Genomic DNA, 25,781 nt, shown 5'->3' with positions numbered 1-25,781 from the left:
GCCCCCGACACCACCCACAACCCCCAAGGCACCCCGCCCACCCCAACCACCCCGCCGAAGGCGAAAAACCGCAACCCCCACGGCGGGACAGCCAACAACGTGCGGGAGAGCCCCGAAGGGCCACGCGGCGTCACCCAAGGATCGTGGTGAGGAACTCACCTACCCACGCGAGTAGCTCGCGCCCCACCACCGGCTTGCCGCCGATGCGGCCCGTCGTGGGGCGGGGGACCAGGATCTGGCGGGTGGCCGGCTTCAGGACCGTACGGGGGTGGAGCCGCTTCAGGCGGAGTTCCTGGGATTCGCGCAACTCCACGGGGCCGAAGCGGATGTTGGAGCCCTGGAGGGTGATGTCGGTGACACCGCAGGAGCGGGCCAGCATCCGCAGGCCGGCGACCAGGAGGAGGTTCTCCACCGGCTCGGGCAGCTTGCCGTAGCGGTCGGTCAGCTCCTCGCGGACCGCGGCGATGTCCTCCTCGGAGCTGGCCGAGGCGATCGCGCGGTACGCCTGGAGCCGCAGCTGCTCGCCCGGCGCGTAGTCGTGCGGGACGTGCGCGTCCACCGGCAGCTCGATCTTGACCTCCAGCGGCGGCTCCTCCTCCACGCCGCCCTCCAGGGACGCGCGGTAGTCGGCCACCGCCTCGCCGACCATCCGGACGTAGAGGTCGAAACCGACGCCCGCGATGTGCCCGGACTGCTCGCCGCCGAGGAGGTTGCCCGCACCGCGGATCTCCAGGTCCTTCATCGCCACGTACATGCCCGCGCCCATCTCGGTGTGCTGGGCGATGGTGGCGAGGCGCTCGTGGGCGGTCTCGGTGAGCGGCTTCTCCGGCGGATAGAGGAAGTAGGCGTAGCCGCGCTCCCGGCCGCGGCCGACCCGGCCGCGCAGCTGGTGCAGCTGGGACAGGCCGAAGTTGTCGCCGCGCTCGACGATCAGGGTGTTGGCGTTGGAGATGTCGATGCCCGATTCGACGATCGTGGTCGAGACCAGGACGTCGAACTTCTTCTCCCAGAAGTCGACCACGACCTGCTCCAGCTGGGACTCGCCCATCTGGCCGTGCGCGGTCTGGATCCGCGCCTCGGGGACGATCTCGCGGAGCCGGGCCGCGGCCCGGTCGATCGACTCGACGCGGTTGTGGATGTAGAAGACCTGGCCCTCGCGCAGCAGCTCGCGGCGGATCGCGGCGCCGATCTGCTTCTGCTCGTAGGGGCCGACGAAGGTCAGCACCGGGTGCCGCTCCTCGGGCGGCGTGGTGATCGTCGACATCTCCCGGATGCCGGTGACCGCCATCTCCAGGGTGCGCGGGATCGGCGTCGCGGACATCGTGAGCACGTCGACGTTGGCGCGCAGCTTCTTCAGCTGCTCCTTGTGCTCGACGCCGAAGCGCTGCTCCTCGTCGACGATGACCAGGCCGAGGTCCTTGAACTTCGTCTCGGACGAGAACAGCCGGTGGGTGCCGATGACGATGTCCACCGCGCCCTCCCGCAGGCCCGCAAGGACCGCCTTGGCCTCGGTGTCGGTCTGGAAGCGGGACAGCGCCCGGACGTTCACCGGGAACTGGCCGTAGCGCTCGGTGAAGGTGCCGTAGTGCTGCTGGACGAGGAGGGTGGTGGGCACCAGGACCGCCACCTGCTTGCCGTCCTGGACGGCCTTGAAGGCGGCGCGGACCGCGATCTCGGTCTTGCCGTAGCCGACGTCGCCGCAGATCAGCCGGTCCATCGGGACCGACTTCTCCATGTCCTCCTTGACCTCGGCGATGGTGGTGAGCTGGTCGGGCGTCTCGGCGTACGGGAACGCGTCCTCCAGCTCGCGCTGCCAGGGGGTGTCCGGGCCGAAGGCGTGGCCGGGCGCCGCCATCCGCGCGGAGTACAGCTTGATCAGGTCGGCGGCGATCTCCTTGACCGCCTTCTTGGCGCGCGCCTTGGTCTTCGTCCAGTCCGCGCCGCCGAGCCGGTGCAGCGTCGGCGCCTCCCCGCCCACGTACTTGGTGACCTGCTCCAGCTGGTCGGTGGGGATGTAGAGGCGGTCGCCGGGCTGGCCGCGCTTGGCCGGGGCGTACTCCACCAGCAGATACTCGCGGGTGGCGCCCTGGACGGTGCGCTGCACCATCTCGATGTACCGGCCCACACCGTGCTGCTCGTGGACGATGAAGTCCCCGGCCTGGAGGGTGAGCGGGTCGATCTGCTTGCGGCGGCGGGCCGGCATCCGCGCGGCGTCCTTGCCCGCGGCCTTCTGCCCGGACAGGTCCGTCTCCGTCAGCACCGCGAGCTTCAGGCCCGGATCGACGAAGCCGTTGTCGATCGAGCCGCACGCCACGTGCACCACGGACGGCGCGATCCCGTCGAGGTCGGCCTCCAGCCGGGCGGCGATGCCCTCCCCGCCCAGCACCTCGACCGTACGGGCCGCGGGGCCGTGCGCCTCGGTGACGAAGACCGTGCGCCAGCCGTCGGCCAGCCACTGCTTGGTGTCCGCCAGCGCCCGCTGGGTGTCGCCGCGGTACGTCTCCGGGGCGTGCATGCCCAGCTTGAGGGTGTCCCCGTCGCCCTCCAGCTCCTCGCCGGCGGCGAACGGGGAGACCGACCACCACAGCATGCCCAGCTCACGGGCGTGCTCCCGGACGTCGGCGATGCCCCACAGCGACGCCGCGCCGACGTCGATCGGCGCCTGGCCGCCGCCGGCGCTCGCCGCCCAGGACGCCTGGAGGAACTCCTGGCTGGTGGCCACCAGGTCCGCCGCCCTCGTCCGCACCCGCTCCGGGTCGCAGACCACCGCCATGCTGCCCTTCGGCAGCACGTCCAGCAGCAGCTCCATGTCGTCGACCAGCACCGGGGCCAGCGACTCCATGCCCTCGACGGCGATCCCCTCGGCGATCTTCCCGAGGAGTTCGCCCAGCTCCGGGTGGCGCTCGGCCAGCTCCGCGGCCCGCTGCCGCACCTCGTCCGTCAGCAGCAGCTCCCGGCACGGCGGCGCCCACAGCCCGTGCTCGGCCACCTCCAGCGACCGCTGGTCGGCGACCTTGAAGTACCGGATCTCCTCGACGTCGTCGCCCCAGAACTCCACCCGCAGCGGGTGCTCCTCGGTCGGCGGGAAGACGTCCAGAATGCCGCCGCGGACGGCGAACTCGCCGCGCTTCTCGACCAGTTCGACCCGCGCGTAGGCGGCCGCCGCCAGCCCGTCGACGACCTCTTCGAGGTCCGCGCTCTGTCCCGTCCGCAGACTCACCGGCACCAGCTCGCCCAGCCCCTTGACCTGCGGCTGGAGCACCGAGCGGATCGGTGCGACGACCACCGACACCGGGCCGGCCGCCGGGTCGTCGGCGCTCGGGTGGGCCAGCCGGCGCAGCACCGCCAGCCGGCGGCCGACGGTGTCCGAGCGCGGGGACAGCCGCTCGTGCGGCAGCGTCTCCCAGGACGGGAACTCCGCGACGGAGTTCTCCTCGCCGGCCGGCATCAGCGACCGCAGCGCGGCGGCCAGGTCCTCGGCCTCCCGGCCGGTGGCCGTCACCGCCAGCACCGGGCGGCCCGCCTGCCGCGCCAGCGCCGCCACCGCGAACGGGCGGGCGGCCGGCGGCCCGACCAGGTCGACATGCGGCCGGTGCCCGTCGGCCGCGGCCTTGACCGCTTCGGCGAGCGCCGGGTCCCGTACGACGGCGTCGAGCAGACCACTCAGGCTCATGAAAGGCTTCCGTCCCAGCGAGGCGAACAACGCGACCGGTCCGGCACCCCTCGGCGGCGCCTGCGGGCGCGAACGGACCAGGGCTGACCACCTTACGCCGGACCACCGACAACCGGCCGCCCGAGCGGCCCCGCCCGCCGTCCCACGCTGCGAGAAACCCCATTCCGCCCGGCCGCCTCGCGTGCAAGGGTGTCCCCGGAATCGTGCCGACTACACCTAACGGGTCGGCGACGCCGCACGACCGCAGGAGGGGGACCGGTGAGCCGCACCACCCAGGACAGCCACGGCGCCGGCCGGAACGGCACCGGGGACCGGCCGCCGGACGGCCCCGCCACCGCCCGCCGCACCCCGGTCACCGCGGCCCTGATGCTCGGCATGGCCCTGGCCGCCCTCGACTCGACGATCATCGCCACCGCCGTCCCGCAGATCGTCGGCGACCTCGGCGGCTTCGCCGTCTTCTCCTGGCTGTTCTCCGGCTACCTCCTCGCCGTCACCGTCACCCTCCCCGTCTACGGCAAGCTCTCCGACACCTACGGGCGCAAGCCGATCCTGGTCACCGGCATCGTCCTCTTCCTCATCGGCTCGCTGGCCTGCGCCGGCGCCTGGGACATGGCCTCCCTGATCGCCTTCCGGGTCCTCCAGGGCCTGGGCGGCGGCGCCCTCCAGGGCACCGTCCAGACCATCGCCGCCGACCTCTACCCGATGAAGGAACGCCCCAAGATCCAGTCCAAGCTCTCCAGCGTCTGGGCCGCCTCCGCCGTCGCCGGCCCCGGCCTCGGCGGCCTGCTCACCACCTACGGGGACTGGCGCTGGATCTTCCTGATCAACCTCCCCCTCGGCGCCCTCGCCCTCTGGCTGATCGTCCGCCACTTCCACGACAGCCGCCCCGCCGCCCCCGCGCGCCGCGCCCGCATCGACTGGCCCGGGGCGCTCGCCGTCTTCGCCGCCGGCGGCCTGCTGCTCACCGCCCTCGTCCAGGGCGGCACCGCCTGGCCCTGGCTCTCCGCCCCGTCCCTGCTGCTGCTCACCGGCAGCGCCCTGGCCGCCGCGGCCACCGTCGCCATCGAACGCCGCGCCGCCGAACCGGTCATCCCCGGCTGGGTCTGGCGCCGCCGCCCGATCGCCGCCGTCAACCTCGCCCTGGGCGCCCTGGGCCTGCTGATGGTCGCCCCCACCGTCTTCCTGCCCACCTACGCCCAGGCCGTCCTGGGCCTCGGCCCCACCGCCGCCGGCTTCGTACTGTCCGTGATGACGCTCAGCTGGCCGATCTCCGCCGCCTTCAGCAGCCGCGTCTACAACCGCACCGGCATCCGCGTCTGCGCCCTGCTCGGCATCGGCGCCGCCGCGCTGGTCCTGCTCGCCTTCCCGCTGCTGCCCTACCCCGGCGCCGCCTGGCAGCCGGCCCTGCTGATGCTCGCCCTCGGCGCGGCCCTCGGCCTCTTCCAGCTCCCCCTGATCATCGGGGTGCAGTCCTCCGTCGGCTACACCGAACGCGGCACCGCCACCGCCTCGATCCTCTTCTGCCGCCAGGTCGGCCAGTCCCTGGGCGCGGCCCTCTTCGGCGCCGTCGCCAACGCCACCCTCAGCGACCGCCTCGACCACGCCCCGGCCGCCCTCCGCACCGGCCTCCCGCACGACCTCGACGCCGTCTCGCACGCCCTCCAGCACGCCGGCGCGCTCGCCACGGGCGCCGCCGACTACCTCCGCCGCGCCGTCGACACCGCCGTCGAGCACGTCTACCTCGGCGCCGCGGCCGCCGCCGCACTCGCCTTCCTCGCCGTGCTGCTGCTCGCCCCGCGCCGCTTCCCCGTCCACGCCGACGCGCACCCCCCGGCGCGCCCCGACGCCCGCACCGGGCCCGAGGCCACCGGGCGGGCGGACGACGGCACGGACACCACCGGACCGGCACCGGCCCGCTGACCGGCCCGCCGGGACCCGCCGACCGGACGGCCGCCGGTCCGCCGGGACCCGGGCTCAGCGGCGCCCCGAACCGCCGCCCTCCACCCGCGGCAGCTCCGTCTCCACGGTCTGCTCGGCATCCGGATCCACCCCGGCACCCGCGTCCGCCCCCTCGGCCGGCCCCGCGGCCCCGCCCGAACCCGCCGGCTCCCCCGGGTCCTTCCCCGTCAGCGCCGCCAGGCTGTTCCGCACATGCGTCATGTGGACCCGCAGCTCCTCCCGCGCCTCGTCGTGCTCCCGCACGATCCGCTCGGTGGTCCGCTCGATCCGCTCCGCCTCGACCCGCGCCTGCGCCAGCAACTCCGCCGCCTGCGCCTCCGCGTCCTCCTGGCGGTGCCGCGCCCACTCCTCGGCCTCCGCCTGCAACCGCCGCCGCTCGGCCGTCACCGCCTCGCCGTGCGCCTCCAGTTCGGCGACGCGCAGCTCCATCTCCTCCTCCTGGCGCGCGATCTCACGCTCCAGCGCGTCCCACTCCTCGGTGTGCCGGGCCTCCTGCTCCTTCAGCAGCCGCTCCGTACGGCGCCGCGTCTCGGACAGCTCCCCGGCCGCCTCGGCCCGCAGCTGCTCGGCCTCCCGCGCGGCCTCCGCCACCAGCCCGGACGCCTCCCCCGCCGCGGCCTTCTCGGTACGCCGGGCGTCCTCCGCCGCCTCCGCCCGGAGCCGCTGCGCCGCCTGGTCCGCCGCGTCCTGGATCTTCAGCGCGTACTCCGCCGCGTCGTCGTGCGCCCGCGTGGCCTCCGCCTCCGCCTCCGACCGCAGCCGCGCCGCCTCCGACTCCGCCGTCGTCAGGATCAGCCGGGCCTGCTCGCCGAGGGACTCGTACGTCTGCTCCGGCAGCTGCTCCACATAGGCGCGCAGCTCGGTGAGTTCGGCCTCCATCTCGTTGCACAGGACGGTCAGCCGCGCGGCCCGCTCCCAGCAGGAGTCACGGTCGATCGAGAGCCCCTCGACGCGCCGGTCGACGTCCTCCGGGCGATAGCCGCGTCCTCGTACGGTCTCGAACCCGTGAGGCGAAACCGAAGTACTCATCCCTCAAGCCCCTCTCCGCTGCGCACCGCGGTGGCGCGGACCCGCAGACTTCCGCACAGTCCCGCGCACATCTTTCTGGATCGGCCCGAAGCGGCTCCATCACGACACTCCGCCCATTCCTTCCCACCAGGATGCGTCATTTGGCGGCAGAAGCCTGAATTGGATCTTCCCTCGCGCGGGGGTACCCGGTCCCCTCCGGCTGACGCCGCCGCACCGGCCGCCGGCCGACGGGTACCCCGGCCCGCCCCGCGCACACCACGGCGGCGGGGGGCGGCCACCGCGCCACCCCCCGCCGCCGCACCCGCACGGACCCCGAACTACCGCCCTACAGCAGCCCGTCCCACATCTGCTCCAGCAGCACCGACCACCAGGTCTCCGGCGACCCCAGGGCCGGCGGGTCCAGGGCCACCAGCTGGGCCTGGAAGTCCACCGTCCAGCGGCCCGCCTGCTCCGGCGTCAGCCCGTACCGCAGCCGCCACATCCGCCCCAGCATCGCCAGGCAGCGCACGAACTCCGGCAGCCCGGAGTTCACGAACTGCGGTACCGCCGGCTGCCCGCCGGGACCGGCCTCCAGCGGAACCGCCACGATGCTCGCGGTCCCGTACTGGACGCACAGCTGACGCCCGAAGTCGCTGCCCATGACGAGATACGAGCCCGCGTCCGGCGCCGGCTGCACCCGCCGCTCCGCCGCCAGCTCCGCCAGCGTCGGAACCGGCCGCCCCGGCTGCGCCTGCGCCCAGAAGAACGGCCCGAAGTCCACCGGCAGCCCGGCCCACACCAGCGTCTGCGCCACCACGTCCGGCACGCCCTGTCGGGAGACCGCCCGCTGGTCGAAGCGGAAGATCCCCTGCGGCCCGAACGCCTGCTCCAGTTCGTGCCCGATCGCCTGGGGCGGCACCGGGGGCACCGGCTGCACCTGCGAGGGGTGCGGCAGCGGCGCCCGCACCGGCGCCGGCCGCGCCGGACCGTCCGCGACCTGGTGCAGCTCACCCTGATGCTCGATCAGGTGCCGGACGCCCTGCTGCCGCGAGGCGTGGTCCGTGCCGTACGCGGCGGTGTGGCTGATCCGCACCTGCGGCCAGGTCTCCCGCACCATCCGGGCGCAGTAGCCCCCGGGCAGCTCGCAGCACTCCAGCTCGGTGTGCAGCTCCACCACCTGCTGCGGCGGCACGTTCATCGCCCGCAGCTCGTGCAGCAGCTGCCACTCCGGGTGCGGCGTGCCCGGCGCCGAACGGCGGACGATCTTCTGCTCGCTGCCGTCCGGCGCGCGGTAGCTCAGGACGGCCATGTAGCCGGGGCCGACGGTCGGCTGACCGGTGGGCGGCGGCGGATAGCCGTACCCGCCGGGGCCACCGGGGCCGGGTGCTCCGGCGGACGGCATGCCGGGACCGCCCGGACCGCCGCCCGGACCCGGCATGCCGGGCGGGGCCGGCGGCGGGCCCGGAGGGGCCGGCGGCGCCGTCGGGGCGGGCGGCGGCGGTACGCCGGGACCGGGGGCCGACGGCATACCGGGACCGGGGCCACCAGGGCCGTTGGCACCGCTGGCGCCGTTGGGGCCACCGGGACCGCCGGGGCCGCCGGGGCCCGGCAGCGCGGCGCCGCTCGCGAGCATCGTCGCCGCCGCGTGCACCCCGCCCCCGGCACCCGCGCCGGCGCCCGGACCGGACGCGGCATCCGCACCCGCCCCCGAAGCGGAAGCCGGACCGGGACCGGAAGCAGAACCGGAACCGGAAGCGGAAGCCGAGACGGACGGGGGGACGCCGGGCGGCGCGGGGGGTGGCGGGGGGCCGTCCTGGCCGCTTGCGGGGCCGGGCCCGCCCGCGCCCGCACCGGACCCACCGGAGGCCGAGGCCCCCAGGACACCCGGGGGCGGCGGGGGCGGCGGCACACCGGGACCGCCGGAGGCCCCCGGCCCGCCGGACGCACCGCCCGGGCCGGACGCGGGCACCTGGAGCGCCGCGCCGTCCGCCAGCATCGTCGCCGCGGCGTGCACCCCGCCGCGCACGCCCGCCCGCCCGGAACCGTCCCGGCCGGCGCCGCCACCTGACGCCCCGTCCGCGCCACCGGACCCGCCCGGCCCGTCGAGCGCGCTCAAGTCCAGCTCGGACGCGTCGAGTTGGGACACCAGCTGGGTCGGTACGTAGCCACCGGCCGACGCGCCCGGGCCACCGGGGCCGGCGGTCGGGGGACCGTCACCGGGACGCGCACCGGTCTGCGCCGCCCCGCTGGCCGCGCCCGTCTCCGGGACCGGCACACCGGGCGGCGGCGGGACGTCGGCGACCGGCGCACCGGTGGGCGGCGGCAGGTCGCGCAGCGCGGCCGGCGCCGGACCGGACGCGGGCGGGCCGGGCGGCATCGGCGGCGGCGCGGTCGGCATCGGGGGCGCGGCGGGCAGGCCACCGGGGCCGCCCTGGCCCGCCTCCGCGTCGGGCAGCGCGGGCGCGACCTTGGTCCGCGGCAACTGGCTGCCGCGCTGGAGCAGTTCCGTCTTGGCGTCGGGCCGCACCCGGGGCGCCGCGGCGTCCTCGTCGTCGGAACCGGCCAGCGGCGGCGCGAACACGGTCTGCGGCGGCGCCACCGACAGGTCGTCGCCCGCACCGGCGGTGGTGTCCGCGGCGGCCCAGGGCGTGTCGTCGGCCACCGCACCGGCCCCACCCCCCGACGTCCCGGAACCGGAAGCAGGAGCAGAACCGGAACGAGAACCGGAAGCGGATCCGTGCGTGGAGGCGGAATCGGGCACCGGCGCGGCGTCAGGACCGGAGGCGGACGCCGAGGCGCCGCCGCCCCCGGTACCGCCCCCGGCCGCACCCGGCGCCGCCGTGCCCGCCGTCTCCCCCGCCGTCTCCTTCCGGCCCCCGATCCCGATCGCGTCCGCCGCCTCCTGCAACCACTCCGGCGGCGTCAGCAGGAACGACGTGGCCTCCAGATCGATCCGCTGCGGCGGCTCCGCCGCCCCGTACCCGCCGTCCGCCGGCGCGGCGTACTCCTCCTCGTACCGGCGGATCACCTCGCCCACCGGCAGGCCCGGCCACAGCGTCGTCTCCCCGCTGTCCCGCGCGATCACCAGCCGGCTGCGGCCGCCGTCCCCGGCCGCACCGTCCTCCCGGTCCTCCGCCCAGGCCACGAAGCCCAGCGCGAACTCCCGCACCCGCACCTCGCGGTGCAGCTCCGACGGCACCTCGCCGTTCACCCACCGCTCCGCGCGCTCCTGCGCCTGCGCGAACGTCACCACCGCGATCAGCCCCCCACCGGCACGGCGTACGCGAAACCGCCGTCCACCATCAGGTTCGCCACCGTCTCCAGCTCCGGCGGATTCCCCGCCAGCCGCAGCAGGAACTCATCGAAATCCGCACCGCACGGCAGCATCAGCCGCTCCACCCGCTCCTGCACCGACCATCCGTCCTGGTCCCGGGCGTCGTCGTACGGACAGAACCACACCGAGCCCACCGCCTCGCCCCGCACCTTCACGGCGAGGACCCCGCCCTGCACGAACGCCACTCCCAGGTAGTCCTTGGTGAAGTGGTCGCGCAGGCACTTGTTCACATAGACCAGGTCGTTCACCGCCGCGTCATCGCGCACCGTGAAGAACGGCTGGTCGACCAGCAGCCCCAGCTCCGCATCGAGCGCCGCGCCCACCGGCGCGCACCCGCCCGCCGCCTTCAGGAACGACCGGTACGCCCCCGGCAGGCGGTAGCCCAGCGCCTCCTCGGCCTGCGCCACCTGCTCCTCCGCCACCGACAGCTCCCGCCGCGGCAGCCCGAAGTGCACCGGCCGCGTCTCCTGCAACGGCCGCGTCCCGCGCTTGTCGTGCGCCACCGCCGCCGTCGCCAGCCCCGCGTGGTGCCGCAGCAGCGCCTTCACCTCGACCGGGACCAGCTCCATCCGCCGCGTCCCCGCCACGTGGTGCCAGGTCCAGCCGTGCGGCGTCGCCACCGCCGGCACGTCTATCCACAGCTCGTGGCCCTGCGCGTGCAGCGCCGCGTTCGCCGACACGAAGTCCGTCAGCCGCAGCTCGTCGACACCGAAGCCCTCCGGCGGCTCGGCGATCTCCGCCGCGGCCCGCGCGTACGGCGAGAAGTCCGGGAAGCCGTTCCCGTCCATCCGCACCCCCGCCGGATACCGCGCGGCACGCACCGGATCCGGGAAGTGCACGACCTGCCCGGCATAGGCCGAGTTCGGTGGCACAGGACGTCCTCCGGCCTGGGGACCGGGATGCGCCCCCAGCCCTTGCCGACCTGTCGTCATCGCGGTTGCCCCCTGGCTGAAGCTGGCTGTGGGGCACAGCCTATGCGGTGTCGCAACACCCTCCTCAGCCCGTACCGGCACCGGCCCGCACCCCGCACCGGCGCCCCCGGCGGCCCGGCGCCCCGGCCCCGTCAGCCCCGCGACACACCCCCGTCACCCGCTGCCCCGCCACCCCCGGCGCCACCCCACCAGACCCCGCCGACCTGCTCCGTTACCGAACGCCCGACGGACCGTCACACCCCAGTGACATCCCCGACAGCGTGCCCGACTACCGCAACACCCAGCACATTTGGCAATCTGACCTCCGCAACCGGGGGGATTGCAGGGAGGGAAGCACCACCATGAGCACCACCGCACACCGCGCCGCCGCCACCGACCCCCGCGCCACCGGCGACCCGCGCATCGGCTGGAGCGGCACCGCCGAAGCCGACCGCGCCCCCGTCCTCCGGCACCGCCGCGACGGCATCCTCCCCACCATCGGCGCCGCCTTGTCCGTACGCGGACAAACCCTCACCTGCACGGCCAGCAAGGCCGAACAGCCCCCCACCCTGCACCCCCTCGTCCAGGACTTCCTCGACACCCTCACCACCGCCCAGCGCGACCGCTTCACCGGCCGCTGCCCCGAAGCCGTCCTGCTCTCCCGCCACCTCACCGCCGTCGAGGCCAACCGCGGCAAACGCGCCTCCCGCAAACCCCTCACCAACGGCGAAGCCCGCCGCTCCCTGAAACACTCCAAGATCACCGCACGACACATCCGCGAGGACGGCGACCCCCGGCACGGCAGCTACGCACCCCCCTGCCGCTCCTGCGACGCCCTCCTCGCCCACTTCGGCGTCATGCCCATCGGGGCGCCGACGCCCCAAGGGAGCTGACCGCCACCATGCCGCCCACCCCCGACCCCCGCACCACCCCCCACGACGGACCCGGCTCCACCCGCTTCCCCGCCGCCGTCGACATCGCCCTCCAGAACGCCGGCTGGCAACCCGGCCGCTGGGACATACAGCAAGCCGAACACTGGGCCGACACCCTCCGCGACCACACCTCCCCCGCCGGCCACCGCCACACCGTCTTCCCCGCCGCCGTCGAAGCCTGGGCGGAATTCGGCGGCCTGCGCATCACCGGCCCCGGCCCCGGCCGCCACATCGCCCCCGCCCCCTTCACCATCGACCCCCTCCACGGCCTCCACCTCGCCCGCACCCTCGGCGACCTCGGCCGCGCCCTCGGCACCGACGTCGCCCCCCTCGGCCAGGAACAACTCCCCGACACCAAGGCCACCCGCGGCACCACCTACCCCCAGGCCACCCTCGCCATCGACGCCGAAGGCCGCGTCTACAGCCTCGACCACACCGGCGACTGGTACCTCGGCCCCACCCTCGACCAGGCCCTGGCCGCCCTCATCCTCGGCACCCGCCCCAGCCGCCTCACGGTCGCCGCCGCAGACTGACCACCGGACGGAAACCAGACCCCGGCGGGGCCGGACACCCCCCACGGACCCACGAGCCCCAGCCCCCGCGCCCCGCCCCCGTCACCCCACGGCCCCCTCAGCCCACCGCCCCGTCCGCCCCCGCCTCCACCGGCACCACCGCCGACACCCGGAAACCCCCCGCCTCCGTCGGACCCGAGACGAACACCCCACCCAGCGCCACCACCCGCTCCCGCATCCCCACCAGACCGTTCCCCCCACTCGGCAACCCCGCATCCGTCGCACCCCGCGCCGACGGACCGTTCTCCACCTGCACCGCCACCTCACCGGCCCGATGCGCCAACCGCACCCGCGCCCGCGCACCCGGCGCGTGCTTGTGCACATTGGTCAACGCCTCCTGCACCACCCGGAACACCGTCCGCTCCACCCGCGCCGCATACCGCGGCCCGCCCCCCGCACCCGCCTCCGGCCCGCCGTCACCGTCACCGACGCCGCCCTGCACCGAGAACTCCACCGCCATCCCCGCCGCCCGCGACTGCTCCACCAGATCCCCCAGCTCCGCCAGCCACGGCCCGTCCGCCCCCGGTTCCGCACCACCCGCCGACGCCCCCGGGGCAGCCCCCCGCCCCGGAGCCACCACCGCACCCGCCGGCGCCCCCGACGGCTCCGCCGCCTCCCGCACCACGGTCCGCGACACCCGCGACGCCACCGCCGCCAACCGCTCCGGCGCATCCGAACCCGCCGCACCGCGCGCCACCGCACCATCCGCCGTCCGCAGCACCCCGAGCATCTCCCGCAACTCCGTCAGCGCCTGCCGGCCCATGTCCCCCACCAGCGCCGCGTTCCGCGACGCCTTCTCCGGATCCTTCAGCGCCACCGCCTGCAACGCCGCCGCATGCACCACCATCAGGCTCACCCGGTGCGCCACCACGTCGTGCATCTCCCGCGCGATCCGCGTCCGCTCCTCGTTACGGGCCCACTCCGCCCGCTCCTCGGCCCGCTCCGCCAGCAGCGACAGCTCCCGCTCCAGCCCGTCCGCCCGCTCCCGCAAGCTCTCCACCAACCGCCGCCGGGCACCCACGTACAGCCCCCACAGCACCGGCGGAGCCGTCAGCACCAGCCCCACCGCCAGCGACATCACCGGCACGAACCACACCGGCGGATTGAAATCCGGCTCCGACGCCACGTCCTGCCGCATGCTGAGGAACGTCGTCACCAGCGTCGCGACCACCGACATCCCGGCCAGCAGCCCGATCACCCGCCGCGGCACGTCCGACGCCGCCAGCGTGTACAGGCCGACCACACCCAGCAGCCCGCCCATCTCCGCGGGCATCACGGCGACCGACACCAGCACCACCACGACCGGCCACCGCCGGCGCACCAGCAGCGCCGACCCGGCCACCAGCCCCAGCAGCACCCCCACCACCGCCGGCAGCCCCGCCTTGTCCGCGAACGGCACCCCCTCCACGGCACACTCCGCCGCGGACGCCACCGCCAGCAGCACATCCAGCACGGCGCTGCGCCGCCGCGCCCACCACCACGGACCGCCCCCCGGCCTCCCTCTCGCAGCCACGCCCTCACTTGCCCCCGTTGCGGTCATACCGACCAGCCTACGGGCGCCCGCCCGGCTTCCCCGGTCCCGCTCCCACCACACCTCCGAGCCACCCCGACCACCACGCCTTACGCACCCAGGCCCGCACCCTCCGCCGCGCGGGCCGGACGTACAACGAGAGCGTCGCGGAGCTCGGCGTCTCCAAGAGCTCGGTCTCCCGGTGGGTCCGCGACCTGCCCAGGCCGACGAAGTCACCCGAGGCCATGCACCAGATGCGCGAGGCGCGGTGGGCGCCGTACCGCGAGGCGCGGGACCGGCAGACGGCGGAGACCAAGGCGGCGGCCGCCGCGCAGATCGGCGAGTTCTCCGACCGCGACCTCCTGATCGCCGGAGTCACGCTTTACCGGGCCGAAGGCACGAAGAGCAAACCCCACGCACGCCGGGAAACGGTCGAGCTCATCAACAGCGATCCGGACGTCATGCGGCTCTTCCTGCGCCGGCTCGCCCTCGTGGGAGTCACGTCGGACCGCCTGCGCCCTCGTCATCCGAGTTCTGCAAAGCGCTGACCTATACCGTCGCATCGAAGGCTGGTGGTACGGCATAGTGTTGGGTGCCAAGCGGGCAGCTTGACGGAATGTCCGTTTTAACCCGCTTTACACTCCCCTGTGGTGTAATAGGCAGCACTGAGGTTTTTGGTACCTTAAGTCCGGGTTCGAGTCCTGGCAGGGGAGCAAGCAGGTATACGGGTCCCGACCATCCGGTCGGGACCCGCGCTCGTTTCGCCCGCAAAACGCCCCGGTATCCTTCGGGTGACCACCACCCGAAGTAGCCAAGAAGCCGAAGGGCATTCCGTGAGCGCCAACCGCCCGGCCGCCGTCGTCGTTCTCGCAGCGGGTGAGGGAACCCGCATGAAGTCGACGACCCCCAAGGTCCTGCACGCGATCTGCGGCCGCTCCCTCGTCGGCCATGTCGTCGCCGCCTCCCGTGAGCTGGACCCCGAGCACCTCGTCGTGGTCGTCGGCCACGCCCGCGAGCAGGTGCGGGAGCACCTCGCCGCGATCGACCCGGCCGCCCGCACCGCCGTGCAGCACGAGCAGAAGGGCACCGGCCACGCCGTCCGTACCGCGCTGGAGGAGCTGACCGGCGACGGCACCACGCTCGACGGCACGGTCGTCGTGGTGTGCGGTGACACCCCGCTGCTGACCGGCGAGACGCTGCGGAAGCTGAGCGGGACGCACGCCGCGGACGGGAACGCGGTGACCGTGCTGTCCGCCGAGGTGCCGGACGCCACCGGTTACGGCCGGATCGTGCGGGACGAGGCCACCGGTGCGGTGACCGCGATCGTCGAGCACAAGGACGCCACCGAGGCCCAGCGGGCGGTCCGGGAGATCAACTCCGGGGTGTTCGCGTTCGACGCGCGGCTGCTGGCCGAGGCGCTGGGCAAGGTGCGGACGGACAACAGCCAGGGTGAGGAGTACCTCACGGACGTGCTGGGGATCCTGCGGGCGGACGGGCACCGGGTGGGTGCCGCCGTGGCCGGGGACCACCGGGAGATCCTGGGGATCAACAACCGCGTGCAGCTGGCGGAGGCGCGGCGGCTGCTGAACGCGCGGCTGCTGGAGCGCGCGATGCTGGCCGGTGTGACGGTGGTGGATCCGGCGTCGACGTGGGTGGACGTGTCGGTGACGTTCGGGCAGGACGCGACGGTGCTGCCGGGGACGCAGCTGCTGGGGGCCACGCACGTCGGCGAGGGTGCCGAGGTGGGGCCGCACTCGCGGTTGTCGGACACCCGGGTGGGCGCCGGGGCGTCGGTGTCGTTCACGGTGGCGGATGGTGCGGAGGTGGGTCCGCAGGCGTCGGTGGGTCCGTACGCGTACTTGCGTCCGGGGACGGTGCTGGGGCTGAAGGCGAAGGCCGGCACGTACGTGGAGATGAAGAACGCGCAGATCGGTGAGGGGACGAAGGTCCCGCACCTGTCGTACGTGGGCGATGCGACGATCGGTGAGTACACCAACATCGGCGCGGCGAGTGTGTTCGTGAACTACGACGGTGAGGCGAAGCACCACACGACGGTGGGGTCGCACTGCAAGACGGGCTCGGACAACATGTTCGTGGCGCCCGTGACGATCGGGGACGGCGCGTACACCGCGGCGGGTTCGGTCATTACCAAGGATGTGCCTCCGGGTTCGCTGGCGGTCGCGCGTGGCCAGCAGCGGAACATCGAGGGGTGGGTCGCGCGCAAGCGGCCCGGGAGCGCCGCCGCGCAGGCCGCTTCGTCCGCTCGCCAGGATGGGGAGCCGGGTCAGGGTGCTGGCCGGGATTCCGAGGGTGAGCGGTGATTGTGCCGACGACGGGTACGCCGTGCGGGGCGTACCGTGATGAGCGCACGCAAACTGTGATGCAAGGAGATTTGCTGTGACCGGGATCAAGACGACCGGCGAGAAGAAGCTGATGCTCTTCTCCGGCCGCGCCCACCCCGAGCTTGCCGAGGAGGTCGCGCACCAGCTGGGTGTGGGCCTGGTCCCGACGAAGGCTTTCGACTTCGCCAATGGCGAGATCTATGTCCGTTATCAGGAGTCGGCGCGGGGCGCGGACTGTTTCCTGATCCAGAGCCACACGGCTCCGATCAATAAGTGGATCATGGAACAGCTGATCATGATTGATGCGCTGAAGCGGGCTTCGGCCCGGAGCATCACCGTGGTCGTGCCGTTCTACGGTTATGCGCGGCAGGACAAGAAGCACCGGGGTCGGGAGCCGATCTCGGCGCGGCTGATCGCGGATCTGATGAAGACGGCGGGTGCCGACCGCATCGTCACGGTGGATCTGCACACCGACCAGATCATGGGCTTCTTCGACGGTCCGGTGGACCACCTCTTCGCGCTGCCGGTGCTGGCGGACTACGTGGGCGCGAAGGTGGACCGGGACAAGCTGACGGTGGTGTCGCCGGACGCGGGCCGGGTGCGGGTGGCGGACCGGTGGTGTGACCGGCTGGGTGCGCCGCTGGCGATCGTTCACAAGCGCCGGGACAAGGACGTGGCGAATCAGGTCACGGTCCATGAGGTGGTCGGTGATGTGAAGGGCCGGGTGTGTGTCCTGGTCGACGACATGATCGACACGGGTGGCACGATCTGTGCGGCGGCGGAGGCGCTGTTCGCCAACGGTGCGGCGGATGTCATCGTGACGGCGACGCATGGTGTGCTGTCGGGTCCGGCGGCGGACCGGCTGAAGAATTCGAAGGTGAGTGAGTTCGTGTTCACGAATACGCTGCCGACGCCTTCGGAGCTGGAGCTGGACAAGATCACGGTGCTGTCGATGGCGCCGACGATCGCGCGGGCGCTCCGTGAGGTGTTCGAGGACGGTTCGGTGACGAGCCTGTTCGACGAGCAGTGAGGTAGCGGGCGCTAGATCGATTTTCGGGGCGGCCTCCCCGCCGGGTAGACTCTGCGAGTTGCTCGGCGAGGGAGGCCGCACCGTTGTGTGCGGCGGTCCGTTATCGACGCGCTCTTCGTAGCAGGTCTGTCGTGGGCCGGGTGACGCCCCGCAGAGGTTCTTTCAGATACGAGGAGTGCGACATGGCTGAGATCAAGCTTTCCGCTGAGGCCCGGAACGACTTCGGTAAGGGTGCGGCCCGCCGTCTGCGTCGTGAGGCGAAGGTTCCGGCGGTCATCTACGGTCACGGTGCGGAGCCGAAGCACGTGGCGGTCGACAGCCACGCGCTGATGATGGCGCTGAAGACGCCGAACGCGCTGATCCGCCTGGAGGGTGAGGGCGGCGACGAGCTGGTGATCCCGAAGGCGGTGCAGCGTGAGGCGATCCGCCGCTTCCTGGTGCACGTGGACTTCCTGGCCGTGAAGAAGGGCGAGAAGGTCTCCGTCGAGGTGCCGATCCACACCGAGGGTGACCTGGCGCCGGGTGGCAACCTGCTGGAGCACCTGCTGGACGCGCTGCCGGTCGAGGCCGAGGCGACCCACATCCCGGAGTCGGTGACGGTGTCGATCGCGGGTCTGGACGCCGGTCACACGGTGCTGGCGAAGGACATCGCGCTGCCGGCCGGTGCGTCGCTGTCGGTCGAGGAGGACACTCCGGTTCTCCAGGTCGTCGCCGCGCAGGCGGAGGCCGCGGCCGAGGCCGAGGGTGAGGGCGAGGAGGGCTGAGCCCTCTCGCGGTAGTTTCTTCCCAACCGCTGTCGCGGCGCCGGGCGGCGCCGGGGCGGCGGTTGGGTCGTTTTGAGGAGACGTGGACATGACGGATGCGGCGAGCCCCTGGCTCATCGTGGGGCTGGGCAACCCGGGCCCGGAGTACGCGGGCAACCGCCACAATGTGGGTTTCATGGTGGCGGATCTGCTGGCGGAGCGGATGGGTGGCCGTTTCAAGGCGCACAAGGCGCGGGCCCAGGTGGTGGAGGGCCGGGTCGGTCCGCCGGGCCCGTCGAGCCGGCGGGTGGTGGTGGCCAAGCCGTCGTCGTTCATGAACCTCTCGGGTGGGCCGACGACGGCGCTGCGGGATTTCTACAAGGTGCCGGTGGACCACATCATCGCGGTGCACGACGAGTTGGACATCGATTACGGTGCGCTGCGGCTGAAGCTGGGGGGCGGCGACAACGGTCACAACGGGCTGAAGTCGATCACGAAGTCGCTGGGCGCCGACTACCACCGGGTGCGTTTCGGCATCGGGCGTCCGCCGGGCCGCATGCCGGTGGCGGATTTCGTGCTGAAGGACTTCTCCGCGGCGGAGCGCAAGGAGTTGGCGTACTTCGTGGATCGGGCGGCGGACGCGGTGGAGTCGCTGCTGCTGGACGGTCTGGAGCGGGCGCAGTCGACCTACAACTCGTGACGGCCGGGCGGGCCGGCCGGAGGTTCGCGCAGGTGCCGGTAGGTCGTCTGCTCGTCCATGGGTCCTCCGGTCGCCTTCCGAAGCCGGTATGACGACGACGAGCCCGCCCCGGAGGTAGTCCCGGGGCGGGCTCGTCGTTTCCGTGTGCGGGGTCCGGTTCAGCCGGTGTTGCGGAGGCCGGCGGCGACGCCGTTGACGGTGAGGAGGAGGGCGCGGGAGAGGAGGGGGTCGGGGTCCTGGCCGGCGGCTGCGGCGTCGCGGTGGCGCTTGAGGAGGGTGACCTGGAGGTAGGAGATCGGGTCCAGGTAGGCGTCGCGGACGTGGAAGGTCTGCTTGAGGACGGGGTTGGAGTCCAGGAGTTCGGTCTCGCCGGTGATGCGGAGGACCTCGGCGACGGTGAGGGCGTGTTCGGCCTTGATGACGTCGAAGATGTGGCGGAGTTCGCCGGGGACGAGGGTGTCGACGTAGTGCTGGGCGATCCGCAGGTCGGTCTTGGCCAGGGTCATTTCGACGTTGGACAGGAAGTTGCGGAAGAAGTGCCAGTGCGCGTGCATTTCGTCGAGGACGGTGTCGAGGCCGGCCTCGCGGGCGGCCTTGAGTCCGGAGCCGACGCCGAACCAGCCGGGGACGATCTGCCGGGACTGGGTCCAGCCGAAGACCCAGGGGATGGCGCGCAGGCCGTCGAGGGAGACGCCGGAGCCGGGGCGGCGGGAGGGCCGGGAGCCCAGGTGGAGGTCGGCGAGCTGGTCGACGGGGGTGGAGGCGAGGAAGTAGGCGGGCAGGTCGGGGTCCTCGACGAGGCGGCGGTAGGCGCCGTGGGCGGCCTCCGAGACGGTGTCCATGGCCGCGTCCCAGCGGGCGAGGGCCTCGTCGGACTGGCGGGGCGCGGTGTGCAGGGCGGATGCCTGGAGGGTGGCCGCGACGGTGAGTTCGAGGTTCTCGCGGGCGAGGGAGGGGACGAGGTACTTGTCGGAGATGACCTCGCCCTGTTCGGTGACCTTGATCTCGCCTTCGAGGGTGCCGTAGGGCTGGGCGAGGATCGCGTCGTGGGAGGGGCCGCCGCCGCGGCCGACGGTGCCGCCGCGGCCGTGGAAGAGGCGCAGGCGGACGCCGTGCCGGTGGGCGACGTCGCGGAGCAGGCGCTGGGCGCGGTGGATCTCCCACTGGCTGGTGGTGATGCCGCCGAACTTGGAGGAGTCGGAGTAGCCGAGCATGACCTCCTGGACGTCGCCGCGGAGGGCGACGAGGCGGCGGTAGGAGGGGTCGGAGAGCATGTCGTCGAGGAGCTGGTCGGCGATCTTCAGCTCGTCGGTGGTCTCCAGGAGGGGGACGATGCCGATCTTGGCCCAGCCGGCGTGGAGGTCGAGGAGGCCGGCTTCGCGGGCGAGGACGGCGGCGGCGAAGACGTCGTCGGAGCCCTGGCACATGGAGATGATGTAGGACTCGATGACTTCGGGGCCGAACGTTTCCTTGGCCTTGAGGATGGTGCGGAAGACGCCGAGGGTCTTGGCGCCGGCCTCGTCGAGCGGGGCGGGGGTGGGGGCCAGGGGGCGGCGGGAGCGGAGTTCCTTGGCCAGGAGCTTGCGGCGGTAGTCGCGGGGCATGTCCACGTAGCGCCAGGATTCCTCGCCGAGGCGGTCGAAGAGCTGGCCAAGGGCGTGGTGGTGGGCGTCGGCGTGTTCGCGGACGTCCATGGTGGCGAGCTGGAGGCCGAAGGCGGCGAGGGTGCGCAGGGTGCGCTCCAGGCGGCCGTCGGCGATCAGGCCGCCGCGGTGTTCGCGCAGGGAGCGCTGGACGATTTCGAGGTCGTCGAGGAGTTCGGCGGTGCCGAGGTAGTCGCGGCCGGGGACGTGGGGGGTGTCGCCGGCGAGGCGTTCGCGGGTGTTGAGGAGCTTCTGGCGGATGCAGGTGGCCTTGAGGCGGTAGGGCTCTTCGGCGTTGAGGCGCTTGTAGCGGGGGCTGATCTCGGGGAGCAGGTCGAGGTCGTGCTGGAGGGATTCCAGGAGCTCGTCGGTGGCGCCGCAGTTGCGGATGGAGTTGGAGAGCGCGCCGCGGAGTTCGTCGATGTGCTCCAGGGCGTCGGTGATGCCGTGTTCGTGCTGGAGGAGCAGGACGTCCCAGGTGACCTGGGGGGTGACGTTGGGGTTGCCGTCGCGGTCGCCGCCGATCCAGGTGCCGAAGGTGAGCGGGCGGGTGCCGGCGGGGAGGGGGGTGCCGGCGCGTTCGAGTTCGGCGGCGAGGTCCTCCAGGACGTCGCCGACCGCGCCGCGGCCGAGTTCGTCGAGGTAGTAGATGGCGTTGCGGGCCTCGTCGGTCGGCTCGGGGCGGGCGACGCGGAGTTCGTCGGTCTGCCAGATGAGGTCGATGTTCTCGGCGAGGCGGAGGTCGGCGCGGCGGCGCTCGGTGGGGTCGGTGCGGTCCAGCAGCTCGGCGATCTTGCGGAGCTTGGTGAGGACGGAGCGGCGGGCGGCCTCGGTGGGGTGGGCGGTGAAGACGGGGCGGACGCCGAGGTTGCGGGCGGTGTCCCGCAGGTGTTCGGGGTCGGCGTCCTTGAGCATGTCGGCGGTGCGGGCGAGGATGCCGCCCTCGGCGGCGCGGCGGGCGCGCAGTTCGCGGCCGCGGTGGACCTGCTCGGTGACGTTGGCGAGGTGGAAGTAGGTGGAGAAGGCGCGGACCAGCCGGGCTGCGGTGGCGAGGTCGGTCTCGCCGAGGAGCCGGGCGGCGGCCTCCCCGTCGGTGCGGGTCAGGGCGCGGACCTGCTCGACGAGGTCGAGGAGGTCCTGGCCTTCCTGCCGGACGAGGGTTTCGCCGAGGAGGTCGCCGAGACGCCGGATGTCGGCGCGCAGTGCGCCGTTGCCGCCGGTGCGGCCGGCGGGCGCGGGGGACACGGTCTCGGCGGGGTTGTTGTCGGCACTGCTCACAGGTGCGGCTCCTTGCAGGGATGGTGCAGTCATTGAGCACGTCTGGGCGGGTGGCGGACCGCGCTGTCCGACGTCCCCAGGATAGGTGTCCCGGCCGGGCGGGGATCACACCGTCCGCAAGGTGGGCATCCGGTGGGACGGGAGCCCGCGGGGGCCTGTCACGGCCTTGCCCGGGCCGGTGTCGCTGCCATACTTACGAGACCGTAGGTTACGGTCCCGTAGGCCGTAGCCGTGCCCCCGAGCCCCCGACGAGGGACACCACATGACCGCTGGTCCGAACGCCGTGGAAGAGTCACCGAGGCCGCTCGACGCGTCCGCCGGTTCCTCTGCCGCATCCGCTCTGCCGTCCGCGACGCTGGGCGGTGAGAAGCGCAGATCACTGGAGCAGATCACTCTGCTGTTGTTCATCACCGTGCCGTTCCTGGCCTTGCTCGCCGCGGTGCCGCTGGCTTGGGGCTGGGGCGTGAGCTGGCTGGATCTCGGGCTGCTGGTGGCGATGTACTTCATCGGCTGCCACGGCATCACGATCGGCTTCCACCGCTACTTCACGCACGGGGCGTTCAAGGCGAAGCGTCCGCTGCGGATCGCGTTGGCGATCATGGGGTCGCTGGCCGTGGAGGGGCCGCTGGTCCGCTGGGTGGCCGATCACCGCAAGCACCACAAGTTCTCCGACGCCGAGGGCGATCCGCATTCGCCGTGGCGGTACGGCGAGACGGTCCCGGCGCTGCTGAAGGGCCTGTGGTGGGCGCACGTCGGCTGGATGTTCGACGAGGAGCAGACGCCGCAGCAGAAGTACGCGCCCGATCTGATCAAGGATCCGGCGATCCGCCGGGTCTCCCGCCAGTTCGTGCTGTGGACGGTGGTCTCGCTGCTGGTTCCGCCGCTGGTCGGCGGGGTGGCCACGTGGTCCTGGCAGGGCGCGGTGACCGCGTTCTTCTGGGGCTCGCTGGTCCGGGTGGCGCTGCTGCACCACGTCACGTGGTCGATCAACTCGATCTGCCACGCGGTCGGCAAGCGGCCGTTCAAGTCCCGGGACCGCTCCGGGAACGTGTGGTGGCTGGCGGTCCTCTCCTGCGGCGAGTCCTGGCACAACCTCCACCACGCCGACCCGACCTGTGCCCGGCACGGGGTCATGAAGGGCCAGCTGGACTCCAGCGCCCGGCTGATCCGCTTCTTCGAACTGGCCGGGTGGGCGTACGACGTGCGGTGGCCGAGCGCGGCCCGGATCGACGCCCGGCGCACGGACGGCGCCCGGCGGGAGGAGAAGGCCCCGCTGGGGGCATGATTGACGGGTGGCGATCGACAGCAGCAGCACGAACGACGGCAGCAAGGGAAAGACCTCCCGGCCCGCCGGGCCCTCCGGGTCCGCGGCCGCCCCGGGCGGCCGGCGGGCCCGCCGGGTGCGGATGACCGGCGCGGAGCGCCGTGAGCAGCTGCTCGACATCGGTCGCACCCTGTTCGCCGAGCGGGGCTACGAGGGCACGTCGGTGGAGGAGATCGCGGCGAAGGCCGGGGTGTCCAAGCCGGTGGTCTACGAGCACTTCGGCGGCAAGGAGGGGCTGTACGCGGTGGTCGTGGACCGCGAGATGCGGCAGCTGCTGGACATGGTCACCGGCGCGCTGACCGCCGGGCATCCGCGGGAGCTGCTGGAGCAGGCGGCGTTCGCGCTGCTCGACTACATCGAGACGTTCACCGACGGGTTCCGCATCCTGGTGCGGGATTCGCCGGTGGCGCAGTCGACGGGCACGTTCGCGTCGCTGATCAGCGATATCGCCACCCAGGTCGAGGACATCCTCGGTCTGGAGTTCAAGGCCCGCGGCTTCGATCCGAAGCTGGCGCCGCTGTACGCGCAGGCCCTGGTCGGCATGGTCGCGCTGACCGGCCAGTGGTGGGTCGACGCCCGCAAGCCGAAGAAGGCCGAGGTGGCGGCGCACCTGGTCAACCTGGCGTGGCACGGGCTGGGGAACCTCGAACCGAAGCCGCGGCTGATAGGTCACCGGAAGAATTGATCCCACGCCGGGGTTTCTCCTGGCGGTGATGCCGCCGGACCCGGTCCGGTTGTGGTTGCGCGCCGTGCCGGCGGTTGGGTTGTTTGTGGCCGCCCCACGTCGCCGTCGCTGGGCGCCGTGGGGGGTTGCGGTGGCCGCGCCCACTCCTTGTGGGTGGGGGCGGCCACCCCACCGTCTCGCCCGGGGCCCAAGGGTTACGGATTACCGGTTACGGGTTACGTGGTCTCGTCCCCCGGGCCGGGGACGGATGCGACCGCTACGGGGAGCCGGGGGCCGGGCCGGGGCGGAGGGGATGTCCCGGGGTGCGCCCGCAGGATCTGGAGCGAACCGCGGGGTATTCCTCATCACACGGACCAGAAGCGCCCGCACCGAGGACGTACCCCGGGGCAGCCCCTCCGCCCCCCACCCACGGCGGAACGCCGAGGCCACCCCAGCCACCCACGGCGCCCAGCGACGACAACGTGGGGCGGCCACAAACAACGCGCGCAGCGACGACAACGTGGGGCGGCCACGAACTCACCGTTTCTGGGCCACGGCAAAGATCCGCCGGAACGGGAACACCGTGCCGTGCCGACCCGTCGGATACGCGCGGCGCAGTGCGTCGCGGTACTGGGTGAGGAACGCCTCGCGGGCCTCCGGGTCGTCTTCGAGGGCGGTGAGGACGGGGCGGAGGGCGGTGCCCTTGACCCAGTCGAGGACCGGGTCGTCGCCCTGGAGCAGCTGCACGTAGGTGGTCTCCCAGACGTCGGTGCGGCAGCCGAGGTCGGTGAGGCGCTGGAGGTAGTCGGCGGGGTCGAGGATGTGGACGAAGCGGCGGCCGTGGGTGTCGAGGCGGGCGCGCCACTGGGGGGAGTCGCAGAGTTCGCCGAGGAGGGCGTGGCTGGGTGAGGTGAAGTTGCCGGGGACCTGGAAGGCGAAGGTGCCGCCGGGGGTGAGGGCGTCGATCCAGCGCGGGAAGGAGTCCGGGTGGTTGGGGACCCATTGCAGGGCCGCGTTGGAGACGATCAGTTCGTGGGGCTCGTCGGGGGCCCAGTCGGCGGCGTCGGCGGGGGCGAAGTCGAGGTGGCCGCCGCCGGGGGTGGGGCCGGCGTGGCTCTCGGCCTCCTTGAGCATCTCGGGTGAGTTGTCGTAGCCGGTGATGTGGGCGTCCGGCCAGCGGTCGGCGAGCTGGGCGGTGACGTTGCCGGGGCCGCAGCCGAGGTCGGCGATGCGGGCGGGGCGGCCGGGGCGGGGCAGGTCGGGTATCCGGGCGAGCAGGTCGTGGAAGGGGCGGGTGCGGTGGCCGGAGTGGTGGAGGTACTGCTGCGGGTCCCAGGTGGGCGCATCGTGCATGTTCGATAACCCCTTTGCTGGTGCAGGGCTGGCACGGTTCAGTTGTGGCGCGTTTGTGGCGCGTTCCGGAGGTCGTGCGGTCGAGTTCCGGCCATCTCTGGTGGAGGTCGGGCTCGCGCCCACGATGCCCAGTGGTGGGGTAAAGTATATCTTGGCGTCAAGATTCTCGGGCTCGTGATTCTTTAACGCAAGAGACTTTATGTCGACAGACCCTTTACACTGATCGCCATGGAGGACGAGGTCGACCGACTGGTCGCAGCATGGCGCCGGGAGCGCCCGGACCTCGACGTGGAGCCGCTTGAGGTCCTCAGCCGCGTCTCCAGGCTGGCCAGACACCTGGACCGGGCCCGCCGCCTCGCGTTCTCCGAGGTGGGGCTGGAGCCCTGGGAATTCGACGTGCTGACCGCCCTGCGGCGGGCCGGCGCCCCGTATCAGCTCTCCCCCGGTGCACTCCTGACCCAGACGCTGGTCACCTCCGGCACGATGACCAACCGCATCGACCGGCTCGCCAAGAAGGAGTTGGTGGAGCGGCTGCCGGACCCCAGCGACCGGCGGGGTGTGCTGGTCAGGCTGACCGCCAAGGGCCGCGACAAGGCCGATGAGTCACTGGCCGGGCTGCTCACGCAGGAGCGCGCCATCCTCGCCGAACTCTCCCGGCAGCAGCGCCACGAATTGGCCGGTCTGCTGCGTAAATTGACCGGGCCGTTTGACAACGTGCCGGGCTAGCGACTCACCTCGACCGGTTCGGCGCTCTTGCCGGGGCCGGGACGGTGGGCTCGGATCGCGGTATGCGCCAGGAGGGGGC

At 73.0% G+C, this 25,781-nt stretch carries 18 protein-coding genes and 1 tRNA gene; 12 read left to right on the top strand and 7 right to left on the bottom strand.

All coding sequences use genetic code 11. The features are described 5' to 3' along the window. Positions 1 to 130 precede the first annotated feature (130 nt). Positions 131 to 3,673, bottom strand: a complete 3,543-nt coding sequence (gene mfd, locus MUU72_RS24605) for a transcription-repair coupling factor (RefSeq protein ID WP_248015562.1) — start codon at positions 3,671 to 3,673, stop codon at positions 131 to 133. A 258-nt stretch (positions 3,674 to 3,931) separates the two neighbouring features. Between mfd and MUU72_RS24600 the strand changes: the two genes are divergently transcribed. Next, the gene (locus MUU72_RS24600) at positions 3,932 to 5,593 is read left to right on the top strand and encodes an MFS transporter (protein WP_505016670.1); all 1,662 of its coding nucleotides are present in this window, start codon (positions 3,932 to 3,934) and stop codon (positions 5,591 to 5,593) included. A 54-nt stretch (positions 5,594 to 5,647) separates the two neighbouring features. Here the strand turns inward: MUU72_RS24600 and MUU72_RS24595 are convergent, their stop codons facing one another. The 3 genes from MUU72_RS24595 to MUU72_RS24585 form a co-directional block, all read right to left on the bottom strand. Next, positions 5,648 to 6,661 carry a coiled-coil domain-containing protein gene (locus tag MUU72_RS24595; RefSeq protein WP_248015561.1) on the bottom strand — a complete coding sequence of 338 codons (1,014 nt, stop codon included), beginning with the start codon at positions 6,659 to 6,661 and terminating at the stop codon, positions 5,648 to 5,650. A gap of 325 nt (positions 6,662 to 6,986) precedes the next feature. Then, the gene (locus tag MUU72_RS24590) at positions 6,987 to 9,893 is read right to left on the bottom strand and encodes an SUKH-4 family immunity protein (protein ID WP_248015560.1); all 2,907 of its coding nucleotides are present in this window, start codon (positions 9,891 to 9,893) and stop codon (positions 6,987 to 6,989) included. A 5-nt stretch (positions 9,894 to 9,898) separates the two neighbouring features. Further along, positions 9,899 to 10,906, bottom strand: coding sequence for an HNH endonuclease (locus MUU72_RS24585; RefSeq protein WP_248015559.1), 1,008 nt, complete (start codon positions 10,904 to 10,906; stop codon positions 9,899 to 9,901). Between the two features lie 341 nt (positions 10,907 to 11,247). On the opposite strand from MUU72_RS24585, the gene MUU72_RS24580 reads away from it, so the two are divergent. Both MUU72_RS24580 and MUU72_RS24575 read left to right on the top strand, forming a co-directional pair. After that, on the top strand, positions 11,248 to 11,778 hold the full coding sequence (locus tag MUU72_RS24580; protein WP_248015558.1) for a YwqJ-related putative deaminase: 531 nt from the start codon (positions 11,248 to 11,250) through the stop codon (positions 11,776 to 11,778). A gap of 8 nt (positions 11,779 to 11,786) precedes the next feature. Then, positions 11,787 to 12,350, top strand: a complete 564-nt coding sequence (locus MUU72_RS24575) for an SUKH-3 domain-containing protein (RefSeq protein WP_248015557.1) — start codon at positions 11,787 to 11,789, stop codon at positions 12,348 to 12,350. A gap of 97 nt (positions 12,351 to 12,447) precedes the next feature. On the opposite strand, the gene MUU72_RS24570 is transcribed toward MUU72_RS24575, so the two are convergent. Continuing rightward, positions 12,448 to 13,929, bottom strand: a complete 1,482-nt coding sequence (locus tag MUU72_RS24570) for a sensor histidine kinase (protein WP_248015556.1) — start codon at positions 13,927 to 13,929, stop codon at positions 12,448 to 12,450. Positions 13,930 to 14,144: 215 nt separating this feature from the next. Between MUU72_RS24570 and MUU72_RS24565 the strand changes: the two genes are divergently transcribed. The 6 genes from MUU72_RS24565 to pth all read left to right on the top strand — a co-directional run bounded on the left by MUU72_RS24565 (position 14,145) and on the right by pth (position 18,714). Then, complete coding sequence (locus tag MUU72_RS24565; protein WP_248015555.1) at positions 14,145 to 14,447, top strand: hypothetical protein; 303 nt, start codon at positions 14,145 to 14,147, stop codon at positions 14,445 to 14,447. 93 nt (positions 14,448 to 14,540) lie between these two features. Beyond that, positions 14,541 to 14,612: transfer RNA gene (locus MUU72_RS24560), tRNA-Gln, on the top strand. Between the two features lie 120 nt (positions 14,613 to 14,732). Further along, the gene (glmU, locus tag MUU72_RS24555; protein WP_308403866.1) at positions 14,733 to 16,220 is read left to right on the top strand and encodes a bifunctional UDP-N-acetylglucosamine diphosphorylase/glucosamine-1-phosphate N-acetyltransferase GlmU; all 1,488 of its coding nucleotides are present in this window, start codon (positions 14,733 to 14,735) and stop codon (positions 16,218 to 16,220) included. 76 nt (positions 16,221 to 16,296) lie between these two features. Then, complete coding sequence (locus MUU72_RS24550; protein WP_066985196.1) at positions 16,297 to 17,271, top strand: ribose-phosphate diphosphokinase; 975 nt, start codon at positions 16,297 to 16,299, stop codon at positions 17,269 to 17,271. A gap of 182 nt (positions 17,272 to 17,453) precedes the next feature. After that, complete coding sequence (locus MUU72_RS24545; RefSeq protein WP_248015553.1) at positions 17,454 to 18,035, top strand: 50S ribosomal protein L25/general stress protein Ctc; 582 nt, start codon at positions 17,454 to 17,456, stop codon at positions 18,033 to 18,035. Between the two features lie 88 nt (positions 18,036 to 18,123). Then, positions 18,124 to 18,714, top strand: a complete 591-nt coding sequence (gene pth, locus MUU72_RS24540; RefSeq protein ID WP_248015552.1) for an aminoacyl-tRNA hydrolase — start codon at positions 18,124 to 18,126, stop codon at positions 18,712 to 18,714. 158 nt (positions 18,715 to 18,872) lie between these two features. Here pth and ppc read toward each other — a convergent pair whose 3' ends face one another. Next, positions 18,873 to 21,635, bottom strand: a complete 2,763-nt coding sequence (gene ppc, locus MUU72_RS24535; RefSeq protein ID WP_248015551.1) for a phosphoenolpyruvate carboxylase — start codon at positions 21,633 to 21,635, stop codon at positions 18,873 to 18,875. 262 nt (positions 21,636 to 21,897) lie between these two features. On the opposite strand from ppc, the gene MUU72_RS24530 reads away from it, so the two are divergent. After that, on the top strand, positions 21,898 to 22,920 hold the full coding sequence (locus MUU72_RS24530) for an acyl-CoA desaturase (RefSeq protein WP_248015550.1): 1,023 nt from the start codon (positions 21,898 to 21,900) through the stop codon (positions 22,918 to 22,920). Positions 22,921 to 22,927: 7 nt separating this feature from the next. Then, positions 22,928 to 23,644, top strand: coding sequence for a TetR family transcriptional regulator (locus MUU72_RS24525; RefSeq protein ID WP_248015549.1), 717 nt, complete (start codon positions 22,928 to 22,930; stop codon positions 23,642 to 23,644). Between the two features lie 516 nt (positions 23,645 to 24,160). On the opposite strand, the gene MUU72_RS24520 is transcribed toward MUU72_RS24525, so the two are convergent. Next, positions 24,161 to 24,976 (bottom strand): trans-aconitate 2-methyltransferase, encoded by an 816-nt coding sequence (locus MUU72_RS24520; RefSeq protein WP_248015548.1) that lies wholly within the window; start codon positions 24,974 to 24,976, stop codon positions 24,161 to 24,163. A 228-nt stretch (positions 24,977 to 25,204) separates the two neighbouring features. On the opposite strand from MUU72_RS24520, the gene MUU72_RS24515 reads away from it, so the two are divergent. Next, positions 25,205 to 25,702: a MarR family winged helix-turn-helix transcriptional regulator gene (locus tag MUU72_RS24515; protein WP_248015547.1), complete on the top strand. Its 498-nt coding sequence runs from the start codon at positions 25,205 to 25,207 to the stop codon at positions 25,700 to 25,702. The last annotated feature ends 79 nt before the right edge of the window (positions 25,703 to 25,781 follow it).

The sequence above is a fragment of the Streptomyces rhizoryzae genome, from assembly GCF_023155275.1.
GTDB classification, from domain to species: Bacteria; Actinomycetota; Actinomycetes; order Streptomycetales; family Streptomycetaceae; genus Streptomyces; species Streptomyces rhizoryzae.
This window is presented reverse-complemented; position numbering and strand designations above follow the sequence as displayed.

Bases quoted from the DNA above. Each gene is read 5' to 3' on its own strand.
- mfd (WP_248015562.1), bottom strand. From the start codon at position 3,673: ATGAGCCTGAGTGGTCTGCTCGACGCCGTCGTACGGGACCCGGCGCTC.
- MUU72_RS24595 (WP_248015561.1), bottom strand. From the start codon at position 6,661: ATGAGTACTTCGGTTTCGCCTCACGGGTTCGAGACCGTACGAGGACGC.
- MUU72_RS24585 (WP_248015559.1), bottom strand. From the start codon at position 10,906: ATGACGACAGGTCGGCAAGGGCTGGGGGCGCATCCCGGTCCCCAGGCC.
- MUU72_RS24580 (WP_248015558.1), top strand. From the start codon at position 11,248: ATGAGCACCACCGCACACCGCGCCGCCGCCACCGACCCCCGCGCCACC.
- MUU72_RS24575 (WP_248015557.1), top strand. From the start codon at position 11,787: ATGCCGCCCACCCCCGACCCCCGCACCACCCCCCACGACGGACCCGGC.
- MUU72_RS24570 (WP_248015556.1), bottom strand. From the start codon at position 13,929: ATGACCGCAACGGGGGCAAGTGAGGGCGTGGCTGCGAGAGGGAGGCCG.
- MUU72_RS24565 (WP_248015555.1), top strand. From the start codon at position 14,145: ATGCACCAGATGCGCGAGGCGCGGTGGGCGCCGTACCGCGAGGCGCGG.
- MUU72_RS24545 (WP_248015553.1), top strand. From the start codon at position 17,454: ATGGCTGAGATCAAGCTTTCCGCTGAGGCCCGGAACGACTTCGGTAAG.
- pth (WP_248015552.1), top strand. From the start codon at position 18,124: ATGACGGATGCGGCGAGCCCCTGGCTCATCGTGGGGCTGGGCAACCCG.
- MUU72_RS24530 (WP_248015550.1), top strand. From the start codon at position 21,898: ATGACCGCTGGTCCGAACGCCGTGGAAGAGTCACCGAGGCCGCTCGAC.
- MUU72_RS24520 (WP_248015548.1), bottom strand. From the start codon at position 24,976: ATGCACGATGCGCCCACCTGGGACCCGCAGCAGTACCTCCACCACTCC.
- MUU72_RS24515 (WP_248015547.1), top strand. From the start codon at position 25,205: ATGGAGGACGAGGTCGACCGACTGGTCGCAGCATGGCGCCGGGAGCGC.